The organism is Pseudomonas sp. LBUM1661 (assembly GCF_059695925.1).
In genome coordinates, this window is the sequence record NZ_CP166794.1 from 613,896 (window position 1) to 634,545 (window position 20,650).

Sequence of the window (20,650 nt, forward strand, 5' to 3'; positions counted from 1 at the left end):
AGCAAAAAAATTTCCAAATTGCTCGCAAAGCCTTGTACACAGCGGGTTTCAGCTTTTCCACTTGCCCCCGGAAACTGTGGACCGGCCTGTGGATAAGGTGCGTGTACATGGCTGCAGGCCACGGCGAACAAGGGGTCGAGACGCTTGATCAAATTTTGTTCAATTGCTTGGCGCCAGTTGCCGGTAGAAGCCGGGCCGGGCATGCTGCCAACTGATTTTCTATTCCAATGGCTGCCCGTCAGCCGAAGCAAGGAGAACACGATGTCCAACACCCTGTTTATTACCGGCGCGACGTCCGGTTTTGGTGAAGCTTGTGCCCGTCGTTTTGCCGAGGCTGGCTGGAAACTGGTGCTGACAGGCCGTCGTGAAGAGCGCCTCAATGCCCTGTGCGCCGAGTTGTCGAAACAGACCGAAGTCCACGGCCTGGTGCTCGACGTGCGTGACCGCAAGGCCATGGAGGAGGCGATTGCCAACCTGCCGCCGTCCTTCGCCAAACTGCGCGGGCTGATCAACAACGCCGGCCTGGCCCTGGGCGTCGACCCGGCGCCGAAGTGCGATCTGGATGATTGGGACACGATGGTCGACACCAACATCAAAGGCCTGATGTACAGCACTCGTCTGCTGTTGCCGCGCTTGATCGCCCACGGTCGTGGCGCCAGCATCATCAACCTGGGCTCCATCGCCGGCAGCTACCCGTACCCGGGCAGCCATGTGTATGGCGCGAGCAAGGCGTTTGTTAAACAGTTCTCGCTGAACCTGCGTTGCGACCTGCAAGGTACTGGCGTGCGCGTGAGCAACATCGAGCCCGGCCTGTGCGAGAGCGAATTCTCGCTGGTGCGTTTCGCGGGTGACCAGGAGCGTTACAACGCGACCTACGCCGGGGCTGAGCCAATCCAGCCACAGGACATTGCCGACACCATCTTCTGGGTGCTCAACGCCCCGGCGCACATCAACATCAACAGCCTGGAGCTGATGCCGGTGAGCCAGACCTGGAGCGGGTTTGCCATTGAGCGCAATGCTGGCAAAGCGTAGTACCGCGTAACGGCCATTCGCGGGCAAGCCTCGCTCCTACAGAGGAATGCATACCCCTCTAGGAGCGAGGCTTGCCCGCGAAGAGGCCAGCACAGGCCAAACAGTTCATAAGCTAGACTCCTCGCCCAACACCCCCACCGCACCCAGCGGTTTCAAGGTTTTCAGAGGAGGCTACGTGAGTAACCGAGGTGAGCAGTCGCTGCTCAAACAATCGACCATCTTGATGTTGGCCGTGGCAATCGCCGGGATTGTCACCGGTTTTATTTCGGGCGCCCAATCCATCCTGTTCGATGGCTTTTTTTCGCTGATCGCGACCTTTATCAAAGTCCTGATGCTGATCACCGCCAAGCTGATCGCCAAGGAAAGTAACCAGCGCTTCCAGTTCGGTTTCTGGCACCTGGAGCCGATGGTGCTGCTGATCGAAGGCAGCTTCCTGTTCTTGATCGCCATCTACGCCTTTCTCAACGGTGTGTTCGGCATCATCAATGGTGGCCGCGAGATCGAGCTCGGGCTGGTGATCATCTACGCGGCGGTGTTTACCGTTGTCGAGTTCGCCTATTTCTTCTACGTCCGCCATCGTAATCGAACGCTCAAATCAACGCTGATCCAGTACGACAACATCAGTTGGCTGGTGGACGCGATGCTGTCGGTGGGCTTGCTGGTGAGTTTTCTGACCGCGCTGCTGCTCAAGTCGCAGGGCTATGGCCAGTGGGCGGTGTACGTCGACCCGTTGATCCTGATTCTACTGGCCCTGAGCATGCTTGCGCCGGCCTTCAAAATCCTCGGCCCGGCCTTGCGCGATGTGCTGGGGATTGCGCCGGATCAATTGGACGACAAGGTGCGCCAGGTGATGGACGCGGCGACCATCGAGCATGGTTTCGACGACTACGTTTCATACGTGCAGAAGCACGGGCGCGCGCGTTTCATCGAAATTCATGTGGTGTTGCCGGCGCATTACCGGCTGGAGAGCGTGGGACAGTTGGACCGCCTGCGCGAGGAGATTTCGGCGAAGCTTGGCAAACCGGATGCGGCGAGATGGCTGACGATCAGTTTTACCGGGGACCGGAAGTGGATTGCCTGATTTTCCGGTGAACGCTTCGAGATCATCGCGAGTAAGCTCGCTCCTACAGGGGGAATGCGTTCCAATGTGGGAGCGGGCTTGCTCGCGAAGGCAATCTCTCAGTCAGCGAAGGTAGTCGACCAACCCGCGATAGCACGTTGCCAAGTGATAAGGCGTGGTCGACGGCATGTCCTGACGGCTCACATCACCGTTCTCATCCCGACACTCATACCAACCCCCAGCATGCAGGAAGCGCTGTTGCAACGCCTGCAACTGGCGCAGCACGGCCGTCTCGCTGCCTGGTCGCAAGGTCAGTGCCCGCAGGTATTCGGCTTGCGCCCAGATTCTTTGGGTGGCGTCTTTCTGACGGCCATCCAGACCGAGCATCGCCCGGACAGCTCCCGTCTGTGGATCAACACCCGTCTGTTCCGTGAACGCAAACGCGCGCGCCAGAGACGTGTGCAGTGCCGAGCCGCGCAGCAGCGGCGACGATTCCAGCAGGAAATACCACTCGAACTGATGCCCCGGTTCAAACCTGTTATCCACAGCCCCCAGCGGCTTTTCCATCAGCACACCGTCGTGCGGATCGATAAAACGCTGCTGCATGGCTGTGCATAACTCGACGAGCGCGCCTTGCACGACCACGTCTTCGCGCACGGACAGCGTGGCGAGGAAGGCTTCGGCCAGGTGCATCAGCGGGTTCTGCAACGGCCCGGTGTTCAGTGACGACCAGTTACGGTCGAGGCTGGCTTCGTACAGGCCGTCGCCTGTTGCGAAGCGCTGCGCAAGCACTGCCAGGGCGGCGTTCAGCACCGATTCCACCAGCGGTTCGCGCACTTTGTCCCAGTAATGGGCGCAGGCGAACAGGATGAACGCGTGGGTGTAGAGGTCTTTGCGCTGATCCAGCGGCGCACCGTGCGGGTCGATGCTGTAGAACCAGCCACCGTGCTCGGCGTCGTGGAAATGCTGCTGCAAGGAACGGAACAGCGCCGCTGCACGCGCTTCGGCGCCCGGCACCTGGCCGATCAGGCTGGAAAACAGATACAGCTGCCGTGCACAGGCCATGGCCCGGTAGCGTTGAGGAGGCAGCGGTTGATGCCCGGCGTCCAGGGCCTCATAGGGCAATGCCATATCGGCATTCCAGCCGGGGCCTTGCCAGAGCGGCACGATCACGTCCAGGAAATGCTGTTGCACCGAGGCGAACAGGGCGGTCAATTCAGGCTGGGAGGCGGAGCGGGAAACAGGCGGCATTGGCTGGCGTCGTCACGGCAGGGGCGATTGCGCGACATGGTAGCAGAGAGGCTGCCTAGAAAGATGGGGTGTCTGTCCGGCCGCCTTCGCGAGCAAGCCCGCTCCCACATTTGACCGCATTCCAACTGGAGAAATACGGTCAAATGTGGGAGCGGGCTTGCTCGCGAAGAGGCCATAACGGGCTACAAAGAAATCAGCCTGCGAGCAACCACACCCCAGTCGCCGCCGAAGCCGCGCCGGCCAACCGAACCAACGGCGCCGCCGCCTGAGGCAACACCCGCACCACCGCATAACCGGCCGAATGCAAAGCTGCCGTCGCCGCGACAAACCCGGCGGCATACGCCCAAGGGCTCGACATCTCAGGCAGCTCCAGCCCATGCGCCACACCGTGGAACAGCGCAAACAACGCCGTCGCGCCGACCGCCACGCTCAACGGCGGACGCACGGCCAACGCCACCGCCAGCCCCAATGCCAGCACCGACGCCGCAATCCCGCCTTCCAGCGCCGGCAGGTTCAGCCCTGCAAAACCCAGCAATCCGCCGATCAGCATGATGCCGACGAATGTGCACGGCAGCGCCCAGCGCGCCGCGCCTTTCTGCTGCGCCGCCCACAAACCCACCGCCACCATCGCCAGCAAATGATCGAGGCCACCGATCGGGTGGCTGATACCGGCGATCAAGCCGTTGTCGCCGTGCCCTGGGTGGGCGAAGGCGATGGCCGGGGTCAGCAGCAGGGCCATGGCGCCCAGAATGCGTTTAAGTGACATGGATAAGCTTCCTTGTTGATAACTTTTTGTGGATAACGAATCAGGCGGCGGTCAGCAAACCCTGACGCTCGATGAAGGCGATGATGTCTTCCAGGCCCAAGCCGGTTTTCTGGTTGCTGAAGACGAAGGGCTTGCCGTTGCGCATGCGCTGGGTGTCGCTGTCCATCAACTCCAGCGACGCGCCCACCAACGGCGCGAGGTCGACCTTGTTGATCACCAGCAAATCGGATTTGCAGATCCCTGGCCCGCCCTTGCGCGGCAGCTTGTCGCCGGCCGAGACATCGATCACGTAGATGGTCAGGTCGGACAGTTCCGGGCTGAACGTCGCCGAGAGGTTGTCGCCACCGGACTCCACCAGAATCAGGTCCAGCCCCGGAAAGCGCCGGTTCAATTGATCCACCGCCTCAAGATTGATCGAAGCGTCTTCGCGGATCGCCGTGTGTGGGCAGCCGCCGGTTTCCACGCCAATGATCCGCTCCGGCGCCAGGGCTTTGTTGCGCACCAGAAAATCGGCGTCTTCGCGGGTGTAGATGTCATTGGTGACGACGGCCAGGTTGTAACGGTCGCGCAGGGCCAGGCACAGGGCCAAGGTCAGGGCGGTTTTGCCGGACCCGACCGGGCCGCCGATGCCGACGCGCAGAGGTTGTGTGTTCATGTGCTTCTCCACAATAAAAGGCCCAAAATAAAAGGCCGAAAATAACAGGCCCTAGGAACGGAACAGTCGGCTGTACTGGCGCTCATGGGCCATGCACGCCAGGGACAGGCCAAAAGCGGCGCTGCCATAGTGTTCGGGGTTGATTCGGCTAGCGCTCTGCTGAGCCTCTTGCAGCAGCGGCAGCAGTTCGCTGGTCAGGCGCTGGGCGGCTTGCTGGCCCAGCGGCAGGGTTTTCATCAACACCGCCAACTGGTTTTCCAGCCAGCTCCAGAGCCAGGCGGCCAAGGCGTCTTGCGGGCTGATACGCCAGGCCCGTGCAGCCAGCGCCCAGCCGAGCGCCAGGTGCGGCTCGGGGCGTTGTTCGAGAAAGGCGCGGGCCGGCGCATCCAGCTCCGGCAAACCGTTGAGCAGTTGCTGCAACGAATAGCCCATCTGCCGACTTTCCTGATGCAGCTCGCGGGTTTCCCGACTGGCGCGGTGTTCTTCGCAGCGTTGCAGCAGTTCGCCCCAGTGTTCCTCGGACGCCGCCACGCAATGGGCCAGCAGCAACGGTGCCTCGAAACGGGCGAGATTGAGCAGCAACTGATCGCTGATCCAGCGGCGCGCACTGCCGGCATCATTCACGCGGCCGTTATCCACCGCCATTTCCAGGCCCTGGGAATAGCTGTAGCCGCCAATCGGCAACTGCGGACTGGCCAGGCGCAACAGTGCCCAGGCCGGGTTCATAAACGGACGCCGAACTGGTGCAGTTTCGGCGGGTAGTTGAAGTCCTCGTCGCCGTGGCGCGAATGGTGATGGCCACCGCCATAGGCGCCGTGTTCCGGCTGGAACGGCGCTTCGATGTGCTCGGTGCTGGCGCCCAGTTGTTCGAGCATCGCCTTGAGCACGTAATCGTCGAGCAGGCGCAGCCAGCCGTCACCCACTTGCAAGGCGACGTGGCGGTTACCGAGGTGATAGGCGGCGCGGGTCAGTTCGAAGGCATTGGCACAGGTGACGTGCAGCAATTGTTCGGGGCGGGCGCAGACGCGGACGATGCGGCCGTCCTCGGCCTCCAGGCATTCGCCGTCATACAGCGGCGGCTGACCGCGCTCCAAAAACAGCCCGACGTCTTCACCCTCGGCACTGAAACAGCGCAAACGGCTTTTGCTCCGGGCTTCGAAGTTGAGGTGCAACTCGGCGGCCCAGACAGGTTGAGGGTCGATTCTACGATGAATCACCAGCATCGGAAGGCTTCCAGCTATAGACAGTACTCAGGCTAGAGCAAGGGCCTTGCCAATCGGGCGATCTGTAGGAAATGTCTGATGGAGTTGCGGGGGCGATTCAAAATGCCACGGATTTTTGAATTGATTTGGTGCGGGAGAATGTTTGGCGCACCAAATTGCAGCGAGGTCGATGTTTCATGTGGGAGCGGGCTTGCTCGCGAAGGCGTCAAGCCAGTCACATTGGTGTTGAATGTGCTGGCGCCTTCGCGAGCAAGCCCGCTCCCACAGGGGTTATTCGGTGCTGCCTAGGCCTTGCCAGTGTTTGAGGCCGATAAAGATGAAGCGCAACTGCTGGGTGATTTTCGCCTGAGGTGTCAGGTGCTCAGGCAGCGCTTCGGCCGGCGGATCGATGATGTCCGGCAAGGTCGCGAACACGCTTTTGACAATCAGGTCGGCCATGACGCTCAGGCCGGCGAGGTCCAGGTGTTGCAGTTTTGGCATCAGCGACAGGTCGGCCGCGAGGTCCGAGCTGATGTCTTCGCGCAAGCGGCCGATGGCCAGGCGCACCGGCAGCGAACCGCCGTACTGCTCGCGGGCCAAGAACAGGAACTGCGAGCGATTGGCTGACACCACGTCGAGAAAAATCCGCACCGAGGCATCGATGATGCCGCCCATGACGAACTCGTTGTGGCGCACCAGGCGGATGGTTTCACGGAAGGTCTGGCCGACTTCGCTGACCAGCACCAGGCCCAACTCGTCCATATCGGCGAAGTGGCGGTAGAAACCGGTCGGTACGATCCCGGCGGTTTTTGCGACTTCGCGCAGGCTCAGGCTGCCGAATCCTCGGCCGCATTCCATCAAATGGCGAGCAGCGTCCATCAGGGCGTTGCGGGTCTGTTGTTTCTGTTCGGCGCGGGGCAGCATCGCAAAGGTGTTTTCTGGATAAGACAGCGGCGCACTCTAGCAAATCGGCTTTGCCGGCGTCGAACGACTATCGAGGGGATCACGCGGAGGAAGTGCGACTTCTACAAGGTCAAACGCTTTAAAGTCAAAAGCCCAATCCGGGGATTGGGCTTTTTTTCAAGGCCGCCATGCGCTTAGCTCAGGGCGCTGTTGCGTTCGATCACACGGTCACCACCACCTTCAGCAAGGATTTGGCCTTGTGGGGTGCGGTCGGAACCGTCGGCCGCCAGGGTTTGGCCTTGTGGAGTGCGATCGGAACCGTCAGCCGCCAGGGTTTGGCCTTGTGGAGTGCGATCGGAACCGTCAGCCGCCAGGGTTTGGCCTTGTGGAGTGCGGTCGGAACCGTCGGCCGCCAGGGTTTGGCCTTGTGGAGTGCGATCGGAACCGTCAGCCGCCAGGGTTTGGCCTTGTGGAGTGCGGTCGGAACCGTCAGCCGCCAGGGTTTGGCCTTGTGGGGTGCGATCGGAACCGTCAGCCGCCAGGGTTTGGCCTTGTGGGGTGCGATCGGAACCATCTTGAGTGATCAGGCCTTTTTCTTTCAGGCGATCATTGCCACCTTCAGCAACAGTTTGGCTGAACACCGAGTGGGTGGATTTCACTTGTGGGGTAGCCTGATCAGCCGCTGGCAGTGCAAAAGCAGTGCTGGCTAAAAGAGAGAGGGAAAGGCTAAGCAGTAATTGGCGTTTCATGATTGGGTGCTCCGTAGGAGGGCGATAAAGTGGGTACGAGGGCAATGCTACTCTCGATAAGTCGATATAAAAGTTCATAAACGCAATGGTAATAATCAACGGAATTGATTGTTCCGTTGAAAGGCTCTAGAACAGGCGTTTCCGGCGGACGTTTTTGCGCCGGGGTGGGTAGTTTCGACCCACTCGCGCCTCGCAAAAGTGCGGGGTCGGTAACGCTCGATTCGGAGGGCAGGGTGTTCCCGGCCGATTATTTGAGCGTTAAGCGGTATTTCGGTTAAACCTGCGAGCCGGTTTTCAGTCGTAGATTCCATGGCAGGCCGGTTCTGGCCTAACGTTTCACACGTGCGTCGCAGTCCGGGCGCTCAGTCGTATCAGGAGCCCCGTGCAATGACGCGCACTCGTAAATTTGCTTGGAAAAAAATAGCCGCCTGGATCTTCGCCAGCCTGGTTGTCTTGCTGGCCGTGCTGGTGCTGATCATCGTGTTCTTCGATTGGAACCGGATCAAACCACCGCTTAATGCCAAAGTTTCCGAAGAGCTGCACCGCTCGTTCGCCATCAATGGCAACCTGGCGGTGGTCTGGCGGCGCGAACTTGACGAAGGTGGCTGGCGCGCCTGGGTGCCGTGGCCGCATGTGGTGGCCGAAGACCTGAGCCTGGGCAACCCGGACTGGTCCAAGCAACCGCAGATGGTCACCCTCAAGCGTGTCGAGTTGCGCATCTCGCCCCTGGCCTTGCTGGCCCAGCGCGTGGTGATCCCGCGCATCGACCTCACCGAACCCAATGCCGAATTGCAGCGTTTGGCCGATGGTCGCGCCAACTGGACCTTCAAGTTCGACCCGAAAGACCCGAACGCCGAGCCTTCACCGTGGGTGGTGGACATCGGCGCGATCGGTTTCGACAAGGGGCATGTCACCCTCGACGATCAGAACCTTAAGACTCAGCTCGACTTGATCATCGACCCGCTGGGCAAACCGATTCCGTTCAGCGACATCGTTGGCGACAAAGCGGCGAAAACCGCGCTGGATAAGGGCGCCGCGCCGCAGGATTACGCGTTTGCCATAAAGGTCAAAGGCCAGTACCACGGCCAGAAGCTTGCTGGCGACGGCAAGGTTGGCGGCCTGTTGGCGTTGCAGGACGCGACCAAGCCGTTCCCGCTGCAGGCCCAGGTGAAGATTGGCGATACCAGCGTCGAACTGGCCGGCACTCTGACTGATCCGCTGAACCTCGGCGCGCTGGATTTGCGTTTGAAACTGGCTGGCAGCAGCCTGGGCAATCTGTATCCGCTGACCGGCGTGACCCTGCCGGACACACCGCCGTATGCCACCGACGGTCACCTGATCGCCAAGCTGCACGAAGCGAATGGCGCGCAATTTCGCTATGAAGAGTTCAACGGCAAGATCGGCGAGAGCGACATCCATGGCAGCCTGGCCTACGTCGCCAGCCAGCCACGGCCCAAGCTGAGCGGCTCGCTGGTATCGAATCAACTTTTGTTTACCGACCTCGCACCGCTGATCGGCGCCGACTCCAACGCCAAGCAAAAGGCCCGTGGCGGTGAAAGCAAGCAGCCGACGGACAAGGTGTTGCCGGTCGAAGAGTTCAAGACCGATCGCTGGCGCGACATGGACGCCGACGTCGAATTCACCGGCAAGCGCATCGTCCACAGCGAAAAGCTGCCGTTCAAAGACCTTTATACCCATCTGATATTGACCGACGGCGTACTCAGCCTTGAACCGCTACGTTTCGGCGTGGCCGGCGGTACGCTGGATGCGCAGATACGCTTGAACGGTCACACTCAGCCACTGGAAGGCCGGGCCAAACTGACGGCGCGCAAGTTCAAGCTCAAGCAGTTGTTCCCGACCTTCGAGCCGATGAAAACCAGCTTCGGCGAGCTCAATGGCGATGCCGACATCACCGGTCGCGGCAACTCGGTCGCCAAATTGCTGGGCAGCGCCAATGGCAATCTGAAAATGCTGATCAACGACGGTGCGATCAGCCGCGAGTTGATGGAGCTGGCGGGGCTGAACGTGGGTAACTACGTGGTTGGCAAAATCTTTGGTGACAAGGAAGTGAAGATCAACTGCGCGGCAGCCGACTTCGACATCAAGACCGGGTTGGCGACGACGCGGCTGTTTGTCTTTGATACCGAGAACGCAATCATTTACATCGACGGCACGGCGAACATGGCCACCGAGCAACTGGACCTGACCATTACCCCTGAATCGAAAGGCTGGCGGCTGATTTCGTTGCGGTCGCCGCTGTACGTGCGGGGCAAGTTCATCAAGCCGGACGCGGGTGTGAAGGCTGTGCCGCTGATTTTGCGTGGGGCGGGGATGGTGGCGTTGGGCGTGATTGCCGCGCCGGCGGCGGGGTTGCTGGCGCTGGTGGCGCCGAGCGGGGGCGAGCCGAATCAGTGTGCGCCGTTGTTGGAGCAGATGAAGGCCGGCAAGGCGCCAGTGACCGTCAAGCCCACCAAGTAATCGGGTGTTTTTTGAGGGCCCCTTCGCGGGCAAGCCTCGCTCCTACAGGTTTTGCGTCGTGCCCAGTACCTGTAGGAGCGAGGCTTGCCCGCGAAGGCGGTCTATCCGGCACTACATATCTTTCAGCAGGTCGGCCATGTCATCGGCATGCTCTTCTTCCTGGGCCAGGATGTCTTCGAAGATGCGCCGGGTGGTCGGGTCTTTTTCGCCCACGTACTGAATGATCTCGCGGTAGCTGTCGATGGCGATGCGCTCGGCGACCAGGTCTTCATAGACCATCTCTTTGAGTGAATTGCCGGCCACGTATTGGGCGTGGGAGTTTTTCGACAGCAGGTCAGGGTTGAACTCCGGTTCTCCGCCCAGTTGCACGATACGCTCGGCCAGGCGGTCGGCGTGTTCGGCTTCCTGGGTCGCGTGTTCGAGGAATTCGTCGGCGGCGACCTGGGCTTTCAAGCCGTTGGCCATGAAGTAGTGGCGCTTGTAGCGCAACACGCAGACCAGTTCGGTGGCCAGCGAGGCGTTGAGCAGGCGCAGCACTTCTTCACGGTCGGCGCTGTAGCTTTCGGTCACCGCACCATTCTCGACGTTCTTGCGCGCACGCTCGCGGAGGGTGGTTACATCAGACAAATGCATATCGCTCATCTCGATCTCCTGGAGGCTAATCCGGTGGGCGTCACGCCTCTGAGGACGTGATCGCTACTTAAGGTGTGAGTGATGAGCGTTGCGAAAAGTTTTAAGTAATTTGCTGAGTGTCAGAGATCGCAGCCGCGATCTGGGCAGCCGAGGCCGATCAGCGATTGCGCTGCTCGGTGAAAGCCTGACGGCGGTCAAACTGGTGTCGGACGGGTTGATCGTGGCGGGCGTGGTAGGGCTGAAATAGGGCGGATGTCATAGACTGGTCGTCGAGTTGTCATCTTCGGTGATGATGCTTGGCGGGTGTCTTGCATTCAGCCTTGCGTCACCTCATCGATCACAAGGAAGTTCGCCCATGTCGCAAGGTTCCGCCACGCGTTACCCGTTGGTGTTGGTCCCGGGAATGCTCGGGTTTATCCGTCTGCTGCTCTATCCGTACTGGTACGGGATCATTTCGGCGCTGCGTCGGGGTGGCGCCACGGTGATCGCGGTGCAGGTTTCGCCGCTGCATTCCAGCGAAGTGCGCGGCGAGCAGCTGCTGGCGCGAATCGAGGAAATCCTCCGGGAAACCGGGGCCGAGAAGGTCAACCTGATCGGCCACAGCCAGGGTTCGCTGACCGCGCGCTACGCCGCCGCCAAACGCCCGGACCGGGTCGCCTCGGTCACCTCGGTGGCCGGGCCCAATCATGGTTCGGAGCTGGCGGATTACCTGCACAAGCACTATCCGGGAGACAGTGCCAAGGGGCGGATCCTGAGCGTTTTGCTGCGCTGGATCGCGGCGCTGATGAGCCTGCTGGAAACCGGCTATCGCGGGCCGAAGCTGCCGGTGGATATCCATGCCTCCCATCATTCGCTGACGACGGAAGGCGTGACGCTGTTCAATCAGCGTTATCCACAGGGCTTGCCCGAGACGTGGGGCGGGCATGGGCCGGAAGAGGTCAACGGCGTACGGTATTACTCGTGGTCCGGGACGTTACAGCCGGGCAAGACCGATCGCGGGCGCAATCTGTTCGATGGGACGAATCGCAGTTGCCGCTTGTTTGCCAGGACTTTCGTTCGGGAAACCGGGCATTGCGACGGGATGGTCGGGCGTTACAGCTCGCACCTGGGGACGGTGATTGGCGATGAATACCCGATGGATCACTTCGATATCGTCAATCAGTCGTTGGGGCTGGTGGGCAAGGGGGCTGAACCGATTCGGTTGTTTGTCGAGCATGCGGCGCGGTTGAAAGCGGCCGGGGTTTAGACCGCGTTATCGTTCATCGCGGGCAAGCCTCGCTCCTACAGGGTTTGGTGATACCTGTAGGAGCGAGGCTTGTCCGCGAAGGCGTCAGATCAGGCAACACTAATCCTTCTGCCCAACACCGTCGTCCAGCGCTCAGAAAGAATCACCCCACCCAACGTCAGCATCCCACCCACCAGGTGATACGGCGCCAACTGCTCATGCAGCACCACCGCCGCAATCAGCGCAGTAATCAACGGCAGCAGATTGAAAAACAGCGTGGTCCGGCTCGGCCCAAGGCGCACCACCGCTTGCATCCACGCCAATGGCGCAATCATCGAAGCCAGCAGACAGGCATAGAGCACCAGCGGAATGTTTTGCAGGGTCAGGCCGGTTTTTGCTGAGAAGAGAAACAGCGGAAACAGCACCACCACCGCCACCCACACCTGCAAATACAACAACACCAGCGGCGGCAAACGCAGCTGCCACTTTTTCAGCAGGGTGCTGTAGATCGCGTAGGCCAGGGTCGCGATCAGCATCATTGCATCGCCCACATTCACCCCATGCTCCAGCAGCACGCCAAGGCTGCCGGACGACACCACCACCAGCACACCCGCGAACGACAGCACTGCACCGGCCAGTGCGCCGGCAGTCAGGCGCTGGCCGAGGCTGACAATCGCCATGGCCAGGGACATCAATGGCATCAGCGACAGAATGATGCCCATGTTGGTCGCCGTGGTCAGGCCGGCGGCGAAATACGCCAGGCTTTGATAGACCGCCATGCCGAGCACGCCGAGGACAAAGATCTTGCCCAGGTTCGGGCGGATCAGCGGCCAATGGGCGATCACCGGTTTGAGCATAAAGGGCGTGAACAACAAGCCGGCCAGCAGCCAGCGGTAAAAACCGATCTCGGCGGGGAAAATCGCCCCGGCCGACATTTTGGTAATCACGGTGTTGCCGGCCCAGATGAAAATGGCCAGCAGGGGATAAGCGTATTGCATCGGATAAAACCAGAACGTTAATGAGGGGTGATTATCGTCTGTCTGGATGCAAGCCTATACTTCGATCCAGACAATCGGCCCCTGATGACGGACAGCATGACCAGTAAACACATCGACCTGCTGAAGTTCAGCCAGTTGCCGGCCCCGGTGTACTTCCGCTATGCCGACTTTGACGCGCACCGTTTTGCCTCGGCTCACCGCCACCCGTGGGGCACGCTGGAGTATTCGGCCCACGGCGTGTTGCACATGGAAATCGGCGGCAGCCGCTTCATGTCGCCGCCGCAATACGCGGTGTGGGTGCCGCCGCAGACCGAACACAGTTTCTACAGCAACCAGCCGATCAACTACCGCGCGGTGTGCCTGGCTCCGCCGTTGTGCCGCGAACTGCCGCAACAGGCCTGCACCCTGGCCATCAGCGATATCCTCAAGGCGATCCTCAAAGACTTTGCTGCCCGGGACGTGAAGATTCCCGAGCAGGACGCTGACAAGCGACTGGCCCAAGTGCTGGTGGATCAGCTGCAACAGGCGCCGGTGCATGAGTGCTACTTGCCCTACGCCAGCAGCGCCGGGCTGCTCGGGATACTCGAAGCCTTGCAGATCGAGCCTGGGGATAACCGGCGTTTGGCGGAGTGGGCGGCACAGATTCATGTCAGCGAACGCACGCTGGCGCGGCAGTTCGTGCGCGAGTTGGGCATGAGCTTTGGTGAGTGGCGACAGCGCTTGCGGTTTCTGGCGGCGATTGAAGCGCTGGACAGCCAACGCAGCATCCAGGAAATCGCCTTCGACATGGGTTACAGCACTGGCTCGGCGTTTATTGCGATGTTCCAGCGTCAGGCCGGGGTCACGCCGGAACAGTACCGGCGCAGCCACCTCGAGGGCAGGAAGGTGTAACAGGCTTTGTCTACACTGCACAACGAGGCCGTGCCCCTCGGTGCGGTAAAAGGAGAAAACTCCATGAAGATGTTGCGTGTCCCTTTGTTGATGATCGGCTTGCTGCTCTGCTCCCAGGGTTTCGCCGCCACGGCCCAACAGAACAAAATGACCACCTGCAACGCCGACGCTACCGCAAAAAGCCTCAAGGGCGACGAGCGCAAGACATTCATGAGCACGTGCCTGAAAGCGGCGCCCGCCGCCAATGACGCGAAAACCCTGACCCCGCAGCAAGAGAAGATGAAAACCTGCAACGCCGACGCCGCCACCAAAGCCCTCAAGGGTGATGAGCGCAAGGCGTTCATGAGTGATTGCCTGAAGAATAAGTAAGTACAGGATATTTGCGGTGACCACATTGGCCTCATCGCGGGCAAGCCCGCTCCCACATGGCATCAGTGCTGAACAAAAAATGTGCAGACATCCGAGATCACTGTGGGAGCGGGCTTGCCCGCGATGAGGCCCGAGAGGACGCTGAATAGCCCCACTAAGGTCGACCCACACAATCCCTAGTGCTGACATCAGAACGCTGGCAGACTGCCAATCCTTTTACGCCGTTCGTTTTGAGGCTGTATGCCAACGTTTTCTCAACGCCAAGTTTTGCTGCTAATCAGTTGGGTCATAATTTTCGGTGGGCTGCTGCTGGTGATTCCGCTGCGCCTGCTGCCCAGCCTGCTGGCCGGGCTCCTGGTGTTCGAACTGGTCAACATGCTCACCCCGCAATTGCAGCGGCTGATTGAAGGTCGGCGTGCGCGCTGGCTGGCGGTGGCGTTGCTAGGCACATTGGTGGTCAGCGTGTTGACGCTGATCTTCGCCGGTGCCATCAGCTTTCTGCTGCACGAAGCGGAAAACCCCGGCGCATCCCTCGACAAATTCATGCACGTGGTCGACCGCGCACGCGGGCAACTGCCGCCGTTCATCGACGCTTATCTGCCGGCCAGTGCCGCCGAGTTCCGCGTGGCCATCGGCGAGTGGATGAGCAAACACCTCAGCGACTTGCAACTGGTGGGCAAGGACGCGGCGCACATGTTCGTGACGCTGCTGATCGGCATGGTGCTGGGGGCGATCATTGCCTTGCAGCGCGTGCCGGACGTGACCAAGCGCAAGCCGCTGGCCGCCGCGCTGTTTGATCGTCTGCACCTGCTGGTCCAGGCGTTTCGTAACATCGTGTTCGCGCAGATCAAGATTTCCCTGCTCAACACCTTCTTCACCGGGATCTTCCTGGCGGTGGTCCTGCCGATGTTCGGCATCAAGCTGCCGCTGACCAAAACCCTGATCGTGCTGACCTTCCTGCTCGGCTTGTTGCCGGTGATCGGCAACCTGATGTCGAACACGCTGATCACCATCGTCGGCCTGTCGCTGTCGATCTGGGTGGCAGTGGCGGCGCTGGGTTATCTGATTGTTATCCACAAGCTCGAATACTTTCTCAATGCGCGCATCGTCGGCGGGCAGATCAGTGCCAAGTCGTGGGAGTTGCTGCTGGCAATGCTGGTGTTCGAGGCCGCATTCGGCCTGCCGGGGGTGGTGGCGGGGCCGATTTACTACGCGTACCTGAAGAGTGAGTTGAAGCAGGTGGGGATGGTTTGATTCAAGAGATGTATTGCCTGTTATGACGCCATCGCTAGCAGGCTAGCTCCCACACTTGTTTTGTGAAGACCAAAGATCCAAGGTGGGAGCTAGCCTGCTAGCGATAAGGGCGCCTCGGTCTTGGATCAATCCATCGTGCCGTAACGCTTCATCGCCTCGATCGCCAACCCGCTGCCGATGCTGCCAAAGATGTTCCCTTCCACATGCCGCGCATTCGGCAACATCGCCGACACACTGTTGCGCAACGCCGGAATCCCGCTCGAACCACCGGTGAAGAACACCGTATCCACCTGATCGACCCGCACATTGGCGTCGTTCAGCAACTGGGTCACGCTGTTGCGCACGCGCTCCAGCAGGTTGTCGATGGCCGATTCGAACAAGGCCCGGCTCAGCTCCACGCTCAGCCCCGGCTCGATGCGGTCCAGCGGTACATGGCGGCTGTCGGCATGGGTCAGCTGGATCTTGGTTTCTTCCACTTCCATGGCCAGCCAGTGGCCGGCCCGCTGGTCGATCAACTTGAACAGGCGATCGATGCCGCCGGTGTCTTCGATGTCGTAGCGCATGCTGCCCAGCGCCAACGTCGACTTCTGCGAGTACACCGAGTTGATGGTGTGCCAGGTCGCCAGGTTCATGTGGTGGCTGGTCGGCATGTAGGCGCCGCTCTTCATGCGGCTGCCGTAGCCGAACAGCGGCATCAGGCCTTGCAGGCTCAGCTGCTTGTCGAAATCGGTCCCGCCGATGTGCACGCCGCCCGTGGCGAGGATGTCATCGTGACGGTTGTCATGGGTGCGGCGCTCAGGGGACAGGCGCACCAGCGAGAAGTCGGACGTACCACCGCCGATGTCGACGATCAGTACCAGCTCTTCTTTTTCGATGGTCGACTCATAGTCGAACGCCGCTGCAATCGGCTCGTACTGGAACGACACATCCTTGAAACCAATGGCACGGGCCACGTCCACCAGGGTGTTTTCGGCTTCCTGGTCGGCCATTTCATCGTCATCGACGAAAAACACCGGCCGGCCCAGCACCACTTCCTCGAACTCCCGACCGGCGGCGGTCTCGGCACGCTTCTTCAACTGGCCGATAAACAGCCCGAGCAGGTCCTTGAACGGCATCGCCGTACCAAGCACGCTGGTGTCGTGCTTGATCAGCTTGGAACCCAGCAGGCTCTTGAGCGAGCGCATCAGCCGGCCTTCGTAGCCTTCCAGGTACTCGTGCAGCGCCAGCCGGCCGTACACCGGGCGGCGTTCTTCCATATTGAAGAAGACCACCGAGGGCAGGGTGATCTTGTCGTCCTCCAGCGCGATCAGCGTTTCCATGCCGGGGCGCAGCCAGCCGACGGTGGAGTTGGACGTGCCGAAGTCGATACCGCAGGCACGGGCTGGAGATGCGTTTTTCATGTCTTTCGAGTTCCGGTTAAAAAACGGCCGCGCAGTGTATGTCAGTGCGGCGAATATTCGAAGGCCGACTATCCGCTAAATCTCAGCGATTAGCGCCTTGAAAGACTATCCTTTGCCCCAAACTTGTCTGCATTGGCCCTGGCAGCCCCAGGGCGGTCGCAAAAACCGCCTGCCGCTGCCGATAAACTTCTGATGCGCTGCCCGGTCAACACTTGAGATCGGTCAACCCGACAGCTGGCAATGAGCGCATGCTGCCGGCAGTGGCGCGATTTTGATAACGGATGGTGATTCCCTCGATGGACTTCAAAGACTATTACAAGATTCTCGGTGTGGAGCCGACAGCGGACGATAAGGCGATCAAGGCCGCCTATCGCAAGCTGGCGCGCAAATACCACCCCGACGTCAGCAAGGAAAAGGACGCCGAGGCCAAGTTCAAGGACGCCTCGGAAGCCTATGAAGCGCTGAAAAGTGCCGACAAACGCGCCGAATACGACGACTTGCGCAAATACGGCCAGCACGGCCAACCGTTCCAGGGCCCGCCGGGTTGGCAGGGGCGTGGTGCCGGTGGTTTCGGCGGAGGTCAGGACACAGGCGATTTTTCGGACTTCTTCAGTTCGATCTTCGGCAACCGTGGCCCCGGTTTTGGGGGTGGAGAATCGCGTCGCAGCAGCGGTCGTCGAGGGCAAGACGTGGAAATGGAACTTGGTGTATTTCTGGAAGAAACCCTCTCGAACGAATCGAAGAAGGTCACCTTCCAGGTGCCGCAGTACAACGCTGCCGGCCAGCATGTCAGCAACACCAGCAAAAGCCTGAACGTGAAAATCCCGGCCGGCGTGGCCGACGGCGAGCGCATCCGCCTCAAGGGGCAGGGCGCACCGGGTGTCGGTGGCGGCGCCAATGGCGATTTGTACCTGATCATCCGTTTTGCGCCGCATCCGAAATACGACGTGGAAGGCGAGAACCTGATCATTACCTTGCCGCTGGCTCCCTGGGAGCTGGCATTGGGTACGGAAGTGGCCGTGCCGACCCTCACCGGCAAGATCAACCTCAAGGTCCCGGCCGGCAGTCAGAACGGCCAGCGCATGCGCGCCAAGGGCCACGGCCTGCTGAACAAGGCCGGCGAGCGCGGTTACCTGTTCGTGCAACTGAAGGCCGTCATGCCGAAAACCTCCAGCGACGAGGTCAAGGCGCTGTGGCAGGAACTGGCCGAAAAAGCCGCGTTCAACCCGCGAGAAAACTTCTGATCCCAGAGACGGAGTAGCCCATCATGAGCAACCCCCTGATCGTTCAACTGGACATGGCAGAATTCTGTGAGGCGACCGACCTGTCGGACGTCTACGTGATCGAAATCGTCGAACACGGCATCCTCGAACCTCAGGGCACACAGCCCAAGGATTGGCGGTTCACCGACTATGAACTGGCGCTGGCCAAGCGCGCCGCCAAGCTTCGTCGCGACCTGGAACTGGAATGGGAGGGGGTGGCTTTGGCGCTGGATTTGCTGGAGGAGGTTCAGCAGCTGCGGGCGGAGAACCGGATGTTGAAGCAGCGGTTGGGGCGGTTGGTGGTTGAGTAGCTGTTCGGGTGTTTTTGTGTTGCCTGACATGGCCCCTCCGCGGGCAAGCCCGCTCCCACAGGGATTTGTGGTGGATGGTCAATGTATGAACGACACGAACCCCTGTGGGAGCGGGCTTGCCCGCGATGAACGGTGACGCGGTCTATCGCTGTCACACGTTTCTGGGCAGCACCACCGTAAACAACGTGCCATCCGCCTCATTGGAACTGACTTCAATCGTCCCTTTATGGGCGTTGACCACTTCCTTGACGATGAACAACCCCAAACCGAGGCTGGTGGAGGGCTCGCCCAGTTCTTCGTCGGCGCTGCGCACCAGCGGATCGAAAATCGTCGCGATAGCGTCTGCCGGAATCGGTATGCCGTCGTTGTGCACGGTCAGTCGCACGCTGTCGGTATCGCCCGTGAGGGTCAAGGTGACCTCGCGCTTGCTCGATCCATGCTGCAGCGCGTTGCCGATCAGGTTCTGCAGCATCTGGTCGAGTCTTCGCGGATCCCACATCCCACGGGTATCGCCCTGGATCTCAATCGTCGGATCACATTCAGGTTGACCGGCACAGGCTCGGGCTATCGCCTCATGGGCCGCTTCGGCCAGGTCCATGGTGGCTGGTTCGATGGGCAGACTCTTGCCCAGGCGACTGCGGACCAATTCCAGCAAATCGCTGACCATCATCGCCATGTGCCGGGTGCCGCGCTTGATGTGGTTCGCACACGCCAGTGCGTCGCCTTCGAGGGTGGTTTTGCGCAGCAGCATTTCGGTGGACATGCTCACCGCTTGCAGGGGCGCGCGCAGGTCGTGGCCGAGGATCGCCAGAAAGATGTCCCGCGAGCGATCGACCTGCTCGGCATAGGCGGCGGTGGATTCGGCCAGGGCTTCGTCGATGGCTTCATTGAAGCGGATCATGTCCTGGAAATAGGCCAGTTCGGGGGAGTCCAGGCTGTTGACCCACAGGCGAATCACGCAGGCGCGCAGGTGGCGGAATTCGCTGGTCATCTGCACCAGGTCGAACCCCACGGTATGGCGCAACTCACCGTGGCTGGCACCGGCTTCGTCCAGGCTCGGGGTTTTTTCCGGGCCTTCGCCACGGGCTTTGGCCCGTTGCTCGCTGGCCGTCTGGGGCTTGCTCATGTCTCGCGCAGCGGCCAGCAGGATCGACTTTGAGTGGTCGCGCAACGAGGCGCGATCCATTGATTCGGCGGCCGGGGTGATGGTTTTGGCGAACTGCTCCCATTCATCGACGATGCGGTCTACGTGTTGGACGATGAATTCGGAAAGGCGCATGGCGGTTACCTGGGCATGAATCGAGGGACGACGAGTCGAATAGTAGCGCCTTTGGCGAGAAAAACACGACCGCTGATGCCGTCGGATATTTCCTCGATTTTTTCAACAACTTCATCGCGTGTAGGTGTTCATCTTCGCGGATTAAACGCTATTTGGCGGCGCTTGTTTAAACCGCCTCAATGTTACTTGATGAAAGCTACAAAACCTTGTGCCGTTGCCTACAGCTGCGCCAGAATCCGCCGGCTTGTGCGTCTTTGTGCCGGGGCTTTATCGTTTCTGTGTCGCTGAAAAACAGCGATCGGGTTTGGTAGCCCTGGTCAACTAGTCGCATAGCGTCACCCATTGCAGACCTTTTCAAGACTCTGTTTTATGGTGGCCATGCGCAGGGCTCCTTCGGGGGCGCCGGGTCCTAGTTACCGGTCTACCAACCCGCGTATGGCCGCCACCCTTCGTTTGGTAGCGAGGGTTATGGCTCCTGTTTTTTCAACTAGGAGTTTTACCATGTTCAAAGTAACGCCAAACCCGCCGGAAACCGATCCCGCATCCCCCTACGAATCCCTCGATTCCAACAAGCTCCACGAAGCCGCCGAGCGCGCCCTCGACCATCACTTCCCACCCACCGAAAAGAAATCACCCGAACGCAAGGGCCAACTCTTCAGCGTCTGCCCGGACTTCAACACTGAATCGCTCCTGGCTAACGCCTCGGAAGATCTGCTGTCCATCAGTGCCATCGCCGCCGACCTCGCCGACCATGTGCAAGGCTCAAGCCGCTCCGTGGCCTTGGCGCTGAGCCGCATGGCCGACGGAGTGCATTTGTTGGTGGATAAGGCGCTGGATCATCTGGACGAACCGGAAATGGCGGCCATCGTCGCCAAGCAACAAAGCCGGATGAGCTGACTCATAAAGTAGAAAAACCCGATTGCTGTCGCCAA

Annotated in this window: 21 protein-coding genes and 1 pseudogene; 11 read left to right on the plus strand and 11 right to left on the minus strand. The window is 60.4% G+C overall.

Going from position 1 to position 20,650, the window contains the following annotated elements:
* Nucleotides 1–261 precede the first annotated feature (261 nt).
* Nucleotides 262–1,032, plus strand: coding sequence for an SDR family oxidoreductase (locus ACA057_RS02735; protein ID WP_497345749.1), 771 nt, complete (start codon nt 262–264; stop codon nt 1,030–1,032).
* Nucleotides 1,033–1,207: 175 nt separating this feature from the next.
* Nucleotides 1,208–2,113 (plus strand): cation diffusion facilitator family transporter, encoded by a 906-nt coding sequence (locus tag ACA057_RS02740; RefSeq protein WP_497345751.1) that lies wholly within the window; start codon nt 1,208–1,210, stop codon nt 2,111–2,113.
* A gap of 102 nt (nt 2,114–2,215) precedes the next feature.
* Here the strand turns inward: ACA057_RS02740 and ACA057_RS02745 are convergent, their stop codons facing one another.
* The 7 genes from ACA057_RS02745 to ACA057_RS02775 all read right to left on the minus strand — a co-directional run bounded on the left by ACA057_RS02745 (nt 2,216) and on the right by ACA057_RS02775 (nt 7,618).
* Nucleotides 2,216–3,343 (minus strand): AGE family epimerase/isomerase, encoded by a 1,128-nt coding sequence (locus ACA057_RS02745; protein ID WP_497345753.1) that lies wholly within the window; start codon nt 3,341–3,343, stop codon nt 2,216–2,218.
* A gap of 193 nt (nt 3,344–3,536) precedes the next feature.
* A complete protein-coding gene (locus tag ACA057_RS02750; protein ID WP_497345755.1) occupies nt 3,537–4,109 on the minus strand; it encodes a HupE/UreJ family protein in 573 nt (190 codons plus the stop codon).
* A gap of 40 nt (nt 4,110–4,149) precedes the next feature.
* Nucleotides 4,150–4,764, minus strand: a complete 615-nt coding sequence (ureG, locus tag ACA057_RS02755) for an urease accessory protein UreG (protein WP_497345757.1) — start codon at nt 4,762–4,764, stop codon at nt 4,150–4,152.
* Between the two features lie 51 nt (nt 4,765–4,815).
* Nucleotides 4,816–5,490: an urease accessory protein UreF gene (locus tag ACA057_RS02760; RefSeq protein WP_497345759.1), complete on the minus strand. Its 675-nt coding sequence runs from the start codon at nt 5,488–5,490 to the stop codon at nt 4,816–4,818.
* On the minus strand, nt 5,487–5,987 hold the full coding sequence (gene ureE, locus ACA057_RS02765) for an urease accessory protein UreE (RefSeq protein WP_401359695.1): 501 nt from the start codon (nt 5,985–5,987) through the stop codon (nt 5,487–5,489). The genes ACA057_RS02760 and ureE overlap by 4 nt, the downstream gene beginning before the upstream one ends.
* A 270-nt stretch (nt 5,988–6,257) precedes the next feature.
* On the minus strand, nt 6,258–6,890 hold the full coding sequence (locus ACA057_RS02770) for a TetR family transcriptional regulator (protein WP_401359697.1): 633 nt from the start codon (nt 6,888–6,890) through the stop codon (nt 6,258–6,260).
* Between the two features lie 173 nt (nt 6,891–7,063).
* On the minus strand, nt 7,064–7,618 hold the full coding sequence (locus ACA057_RS02775; protein WP_497345761.1) for a hypothetical protein: 555 nt from the start codon (nt 7,616–7,618) through the stop codon (nt 7,064–7,066).
* Between the two features lie 387 nt (nt 7,619–8,005).
* On the opposite strand from ACA057_RS02775, the gene ACA057_RS02780 reads away from it, so the two are divergent.
* A complete protein-coding gene (locus ACA057_RS02780) occupies nt 8,006–10,096 on the plus strand; it encodes an AsmA family protein (protein ID WP_497345762.1) in 2,091 nt (696 codons plus the stop codon).
* Nucleotides 10,097–10,207: 111 nt separating this feature from the next.
* On the opposite strand, the gene ACA057_RS02785 is transcribed toward ACA057_RS02780, so the two are convergent.
* Nucleotides 10,208–10,738: a ferritin-like domain-containing protein gene (locus ACA057_RS02785; protein WP_497345763.1), complete on the minus strand. Its 531-nt coding sequence runs from the start codon at nt 10,736–10,738 to the stop codon at nt 10,208–10,210.
* Nucleotides 10,739–10,892: 154 nt separating this feature from the next.
* On the opposite strand from ACA057_RS02785, the pseudogene ACA057_RS02790 reads away from it, so the two are divergent.
* Both ACA057_RS02790 and ACA057_RS02795 read left to right on the plus strand, forming a co-directional pair.
* A pseudogene (locus ACA057_RS02790) lies at nt 10,893–10,976 on the plus strand (QacE family quaternary ammonium compound efflux SMR transporter); the annotation flags it as partial.
* A 108-nt stretch (nt 10,977–11,084) separates the two neighbouring features.
* Nucleotides 11,085–11,975, plus strand: a complete 891-nt coding sequence (locus tag ACA057_RS02795; protein WP_497345764.1) for an alpha/beta fold hydrolase — start codon at nt 11,085–11,087, stop codon at nt 11,973–11,975.
* Nucleotides 11,976–12,064: 89 nt separating this feature from the next.
* Here ACA057_RS02795 and ACA057_RS02800 read toward each other — a convergent pair whose 3' ends face one another.
* Nucleotides 12,065–12,952, minus strand: coding sequence for a DMT family transporter (locus ACA057_RS02800; protein ID WP_497345766.1), 888 nt, complete (start codon nt 12,950–12,952; stop codon nt 12,065–12,067).
* 96 nt (nt 12,953–13,048) lie between these two features.
* On the opposite strand from ACA057_RS02800, the gene ACA057_RS02805 reads away from it, so the two are divergent.
* The 3 genes from ACA057_RS02805 (at nt 13,049) to ACA057_RS02815 (ending at nt 15,466) form a co-directional block, all read left to right on the plus strand.
* The gene (locus ACA057_RS02805) at nt 13,049–13,843 is read left to right on the plus strand and encodes an AraC family transcriptional regulator (protein ID WP_497345768.1); all 795 of its coding nucleotides are present in this window, start codon (nt 13,049–13,051) and stop codon (nt 13,841–13,843) included.
* Between the two features lie 63 nt (nt 13,844–13,906).
* Complete coding sequence (locus ACA057_RS02810) at nt 13,907–14,212, plus strand: PsiF family protein (protein WP_497345770.1); 306 nt, start codon at nt 13,907–13,909, stop codon at nt 14,210–14,212.
* A 240-nt stretch (nt 14,213–14,452) separates the two neighbouring features.
* Complete coding sequence (locus tag ACA057_RS02815; RefSeq protein WP_497345772.1) at nt 14,453–15,466, plus strand: AI-2E family transporter; 1,014 nt, start codon at nt 14,453–14,455, stop codon at nt 15,464–15,466.
* 125 nt (nt 15,467–15,591) lie between these two features.
* On the opposite strand, the gene ACA057_RS02820 is transcribed toward ACA057_RS02815, so the two are convergent.
* Nucleotides 15,592–16,866 carry an Hsp70 family protein gene (locus ACA057_RS02820; protein WP_145310282.1) on the minus strand — a complete coding sequence of 425 codons (1,275 nt, stop codon included), beginning with the start codon at nt 16,864–16,866 and terminating at the stop codon, nt 15,592–15,594.
* A gap of 296 nt (nt 16,867–17,162) precedes the next feature.
* Here ACA057_RS02820 and ACA057_RS02825 point away from each other — a divergent pair, with 296 nt between their 5' ends.
* Together ACA057_RS02825 and ACA057_RS02830 are read left to right on the plus strand one after the other, a co-directional pair.
* Entirely contained in the window at nt 17,163–18,110 is a 948-nt protein-coding gene (locus ACA057_RS02825) for a DnaJ C-terminal domain-containing protein (RefSeq protein ID WP_497345774.1), read from the plus strand.
* A gap of 23 nt (nt 18,111–18,133) precedes the next feature.
* Nucleotides 18,134–18,439 carry a chaperone modulator CbpM gene (locus ACA057_RS02830; protein WP_497345775.1) on the plus strand — a complete coding sequence of 102 codons (306 nt, stop codon included), beginning with the start codon at nt 18,134–18,136 and terminating at the stop codon, nt 18,437–18,439.
* A 151-nt stretch (nt 18,440–18,590) separates the two neighbouring features.
* On the opposite strand, the gene ACA057_RS02835 is transcribed toward ACA057_RS02830, so the two are convergent.
* Entirely contained in the window at nt 18,591–19,718 is a 1,128-nt protein-coding gene (locus ACA057_RS02835) for a sensor histidine kinase (RefSeq protein ID WP_497345777.1), read from the minus strand.
* Nucleotides 19,719–20,219: 501 nt separating this feature from the next.
* Here ACA057_RS02835 and ACA057_RS02840 point away from each other — a divergent pair.
* Nucleotides 20,220–20,615: a DUF6124 family protein gene (locus ACA057_RS02840; RefSeq protein WP_497345779.1), complete on the plus strand. Its 396-nt coding sequence runs from the start codon at nt 20,220–20,222 to the stop codon at nt 20,613–20,615.
* Nucleotides 20,616–20,650 lie beyond the last annotated feature (35 nt).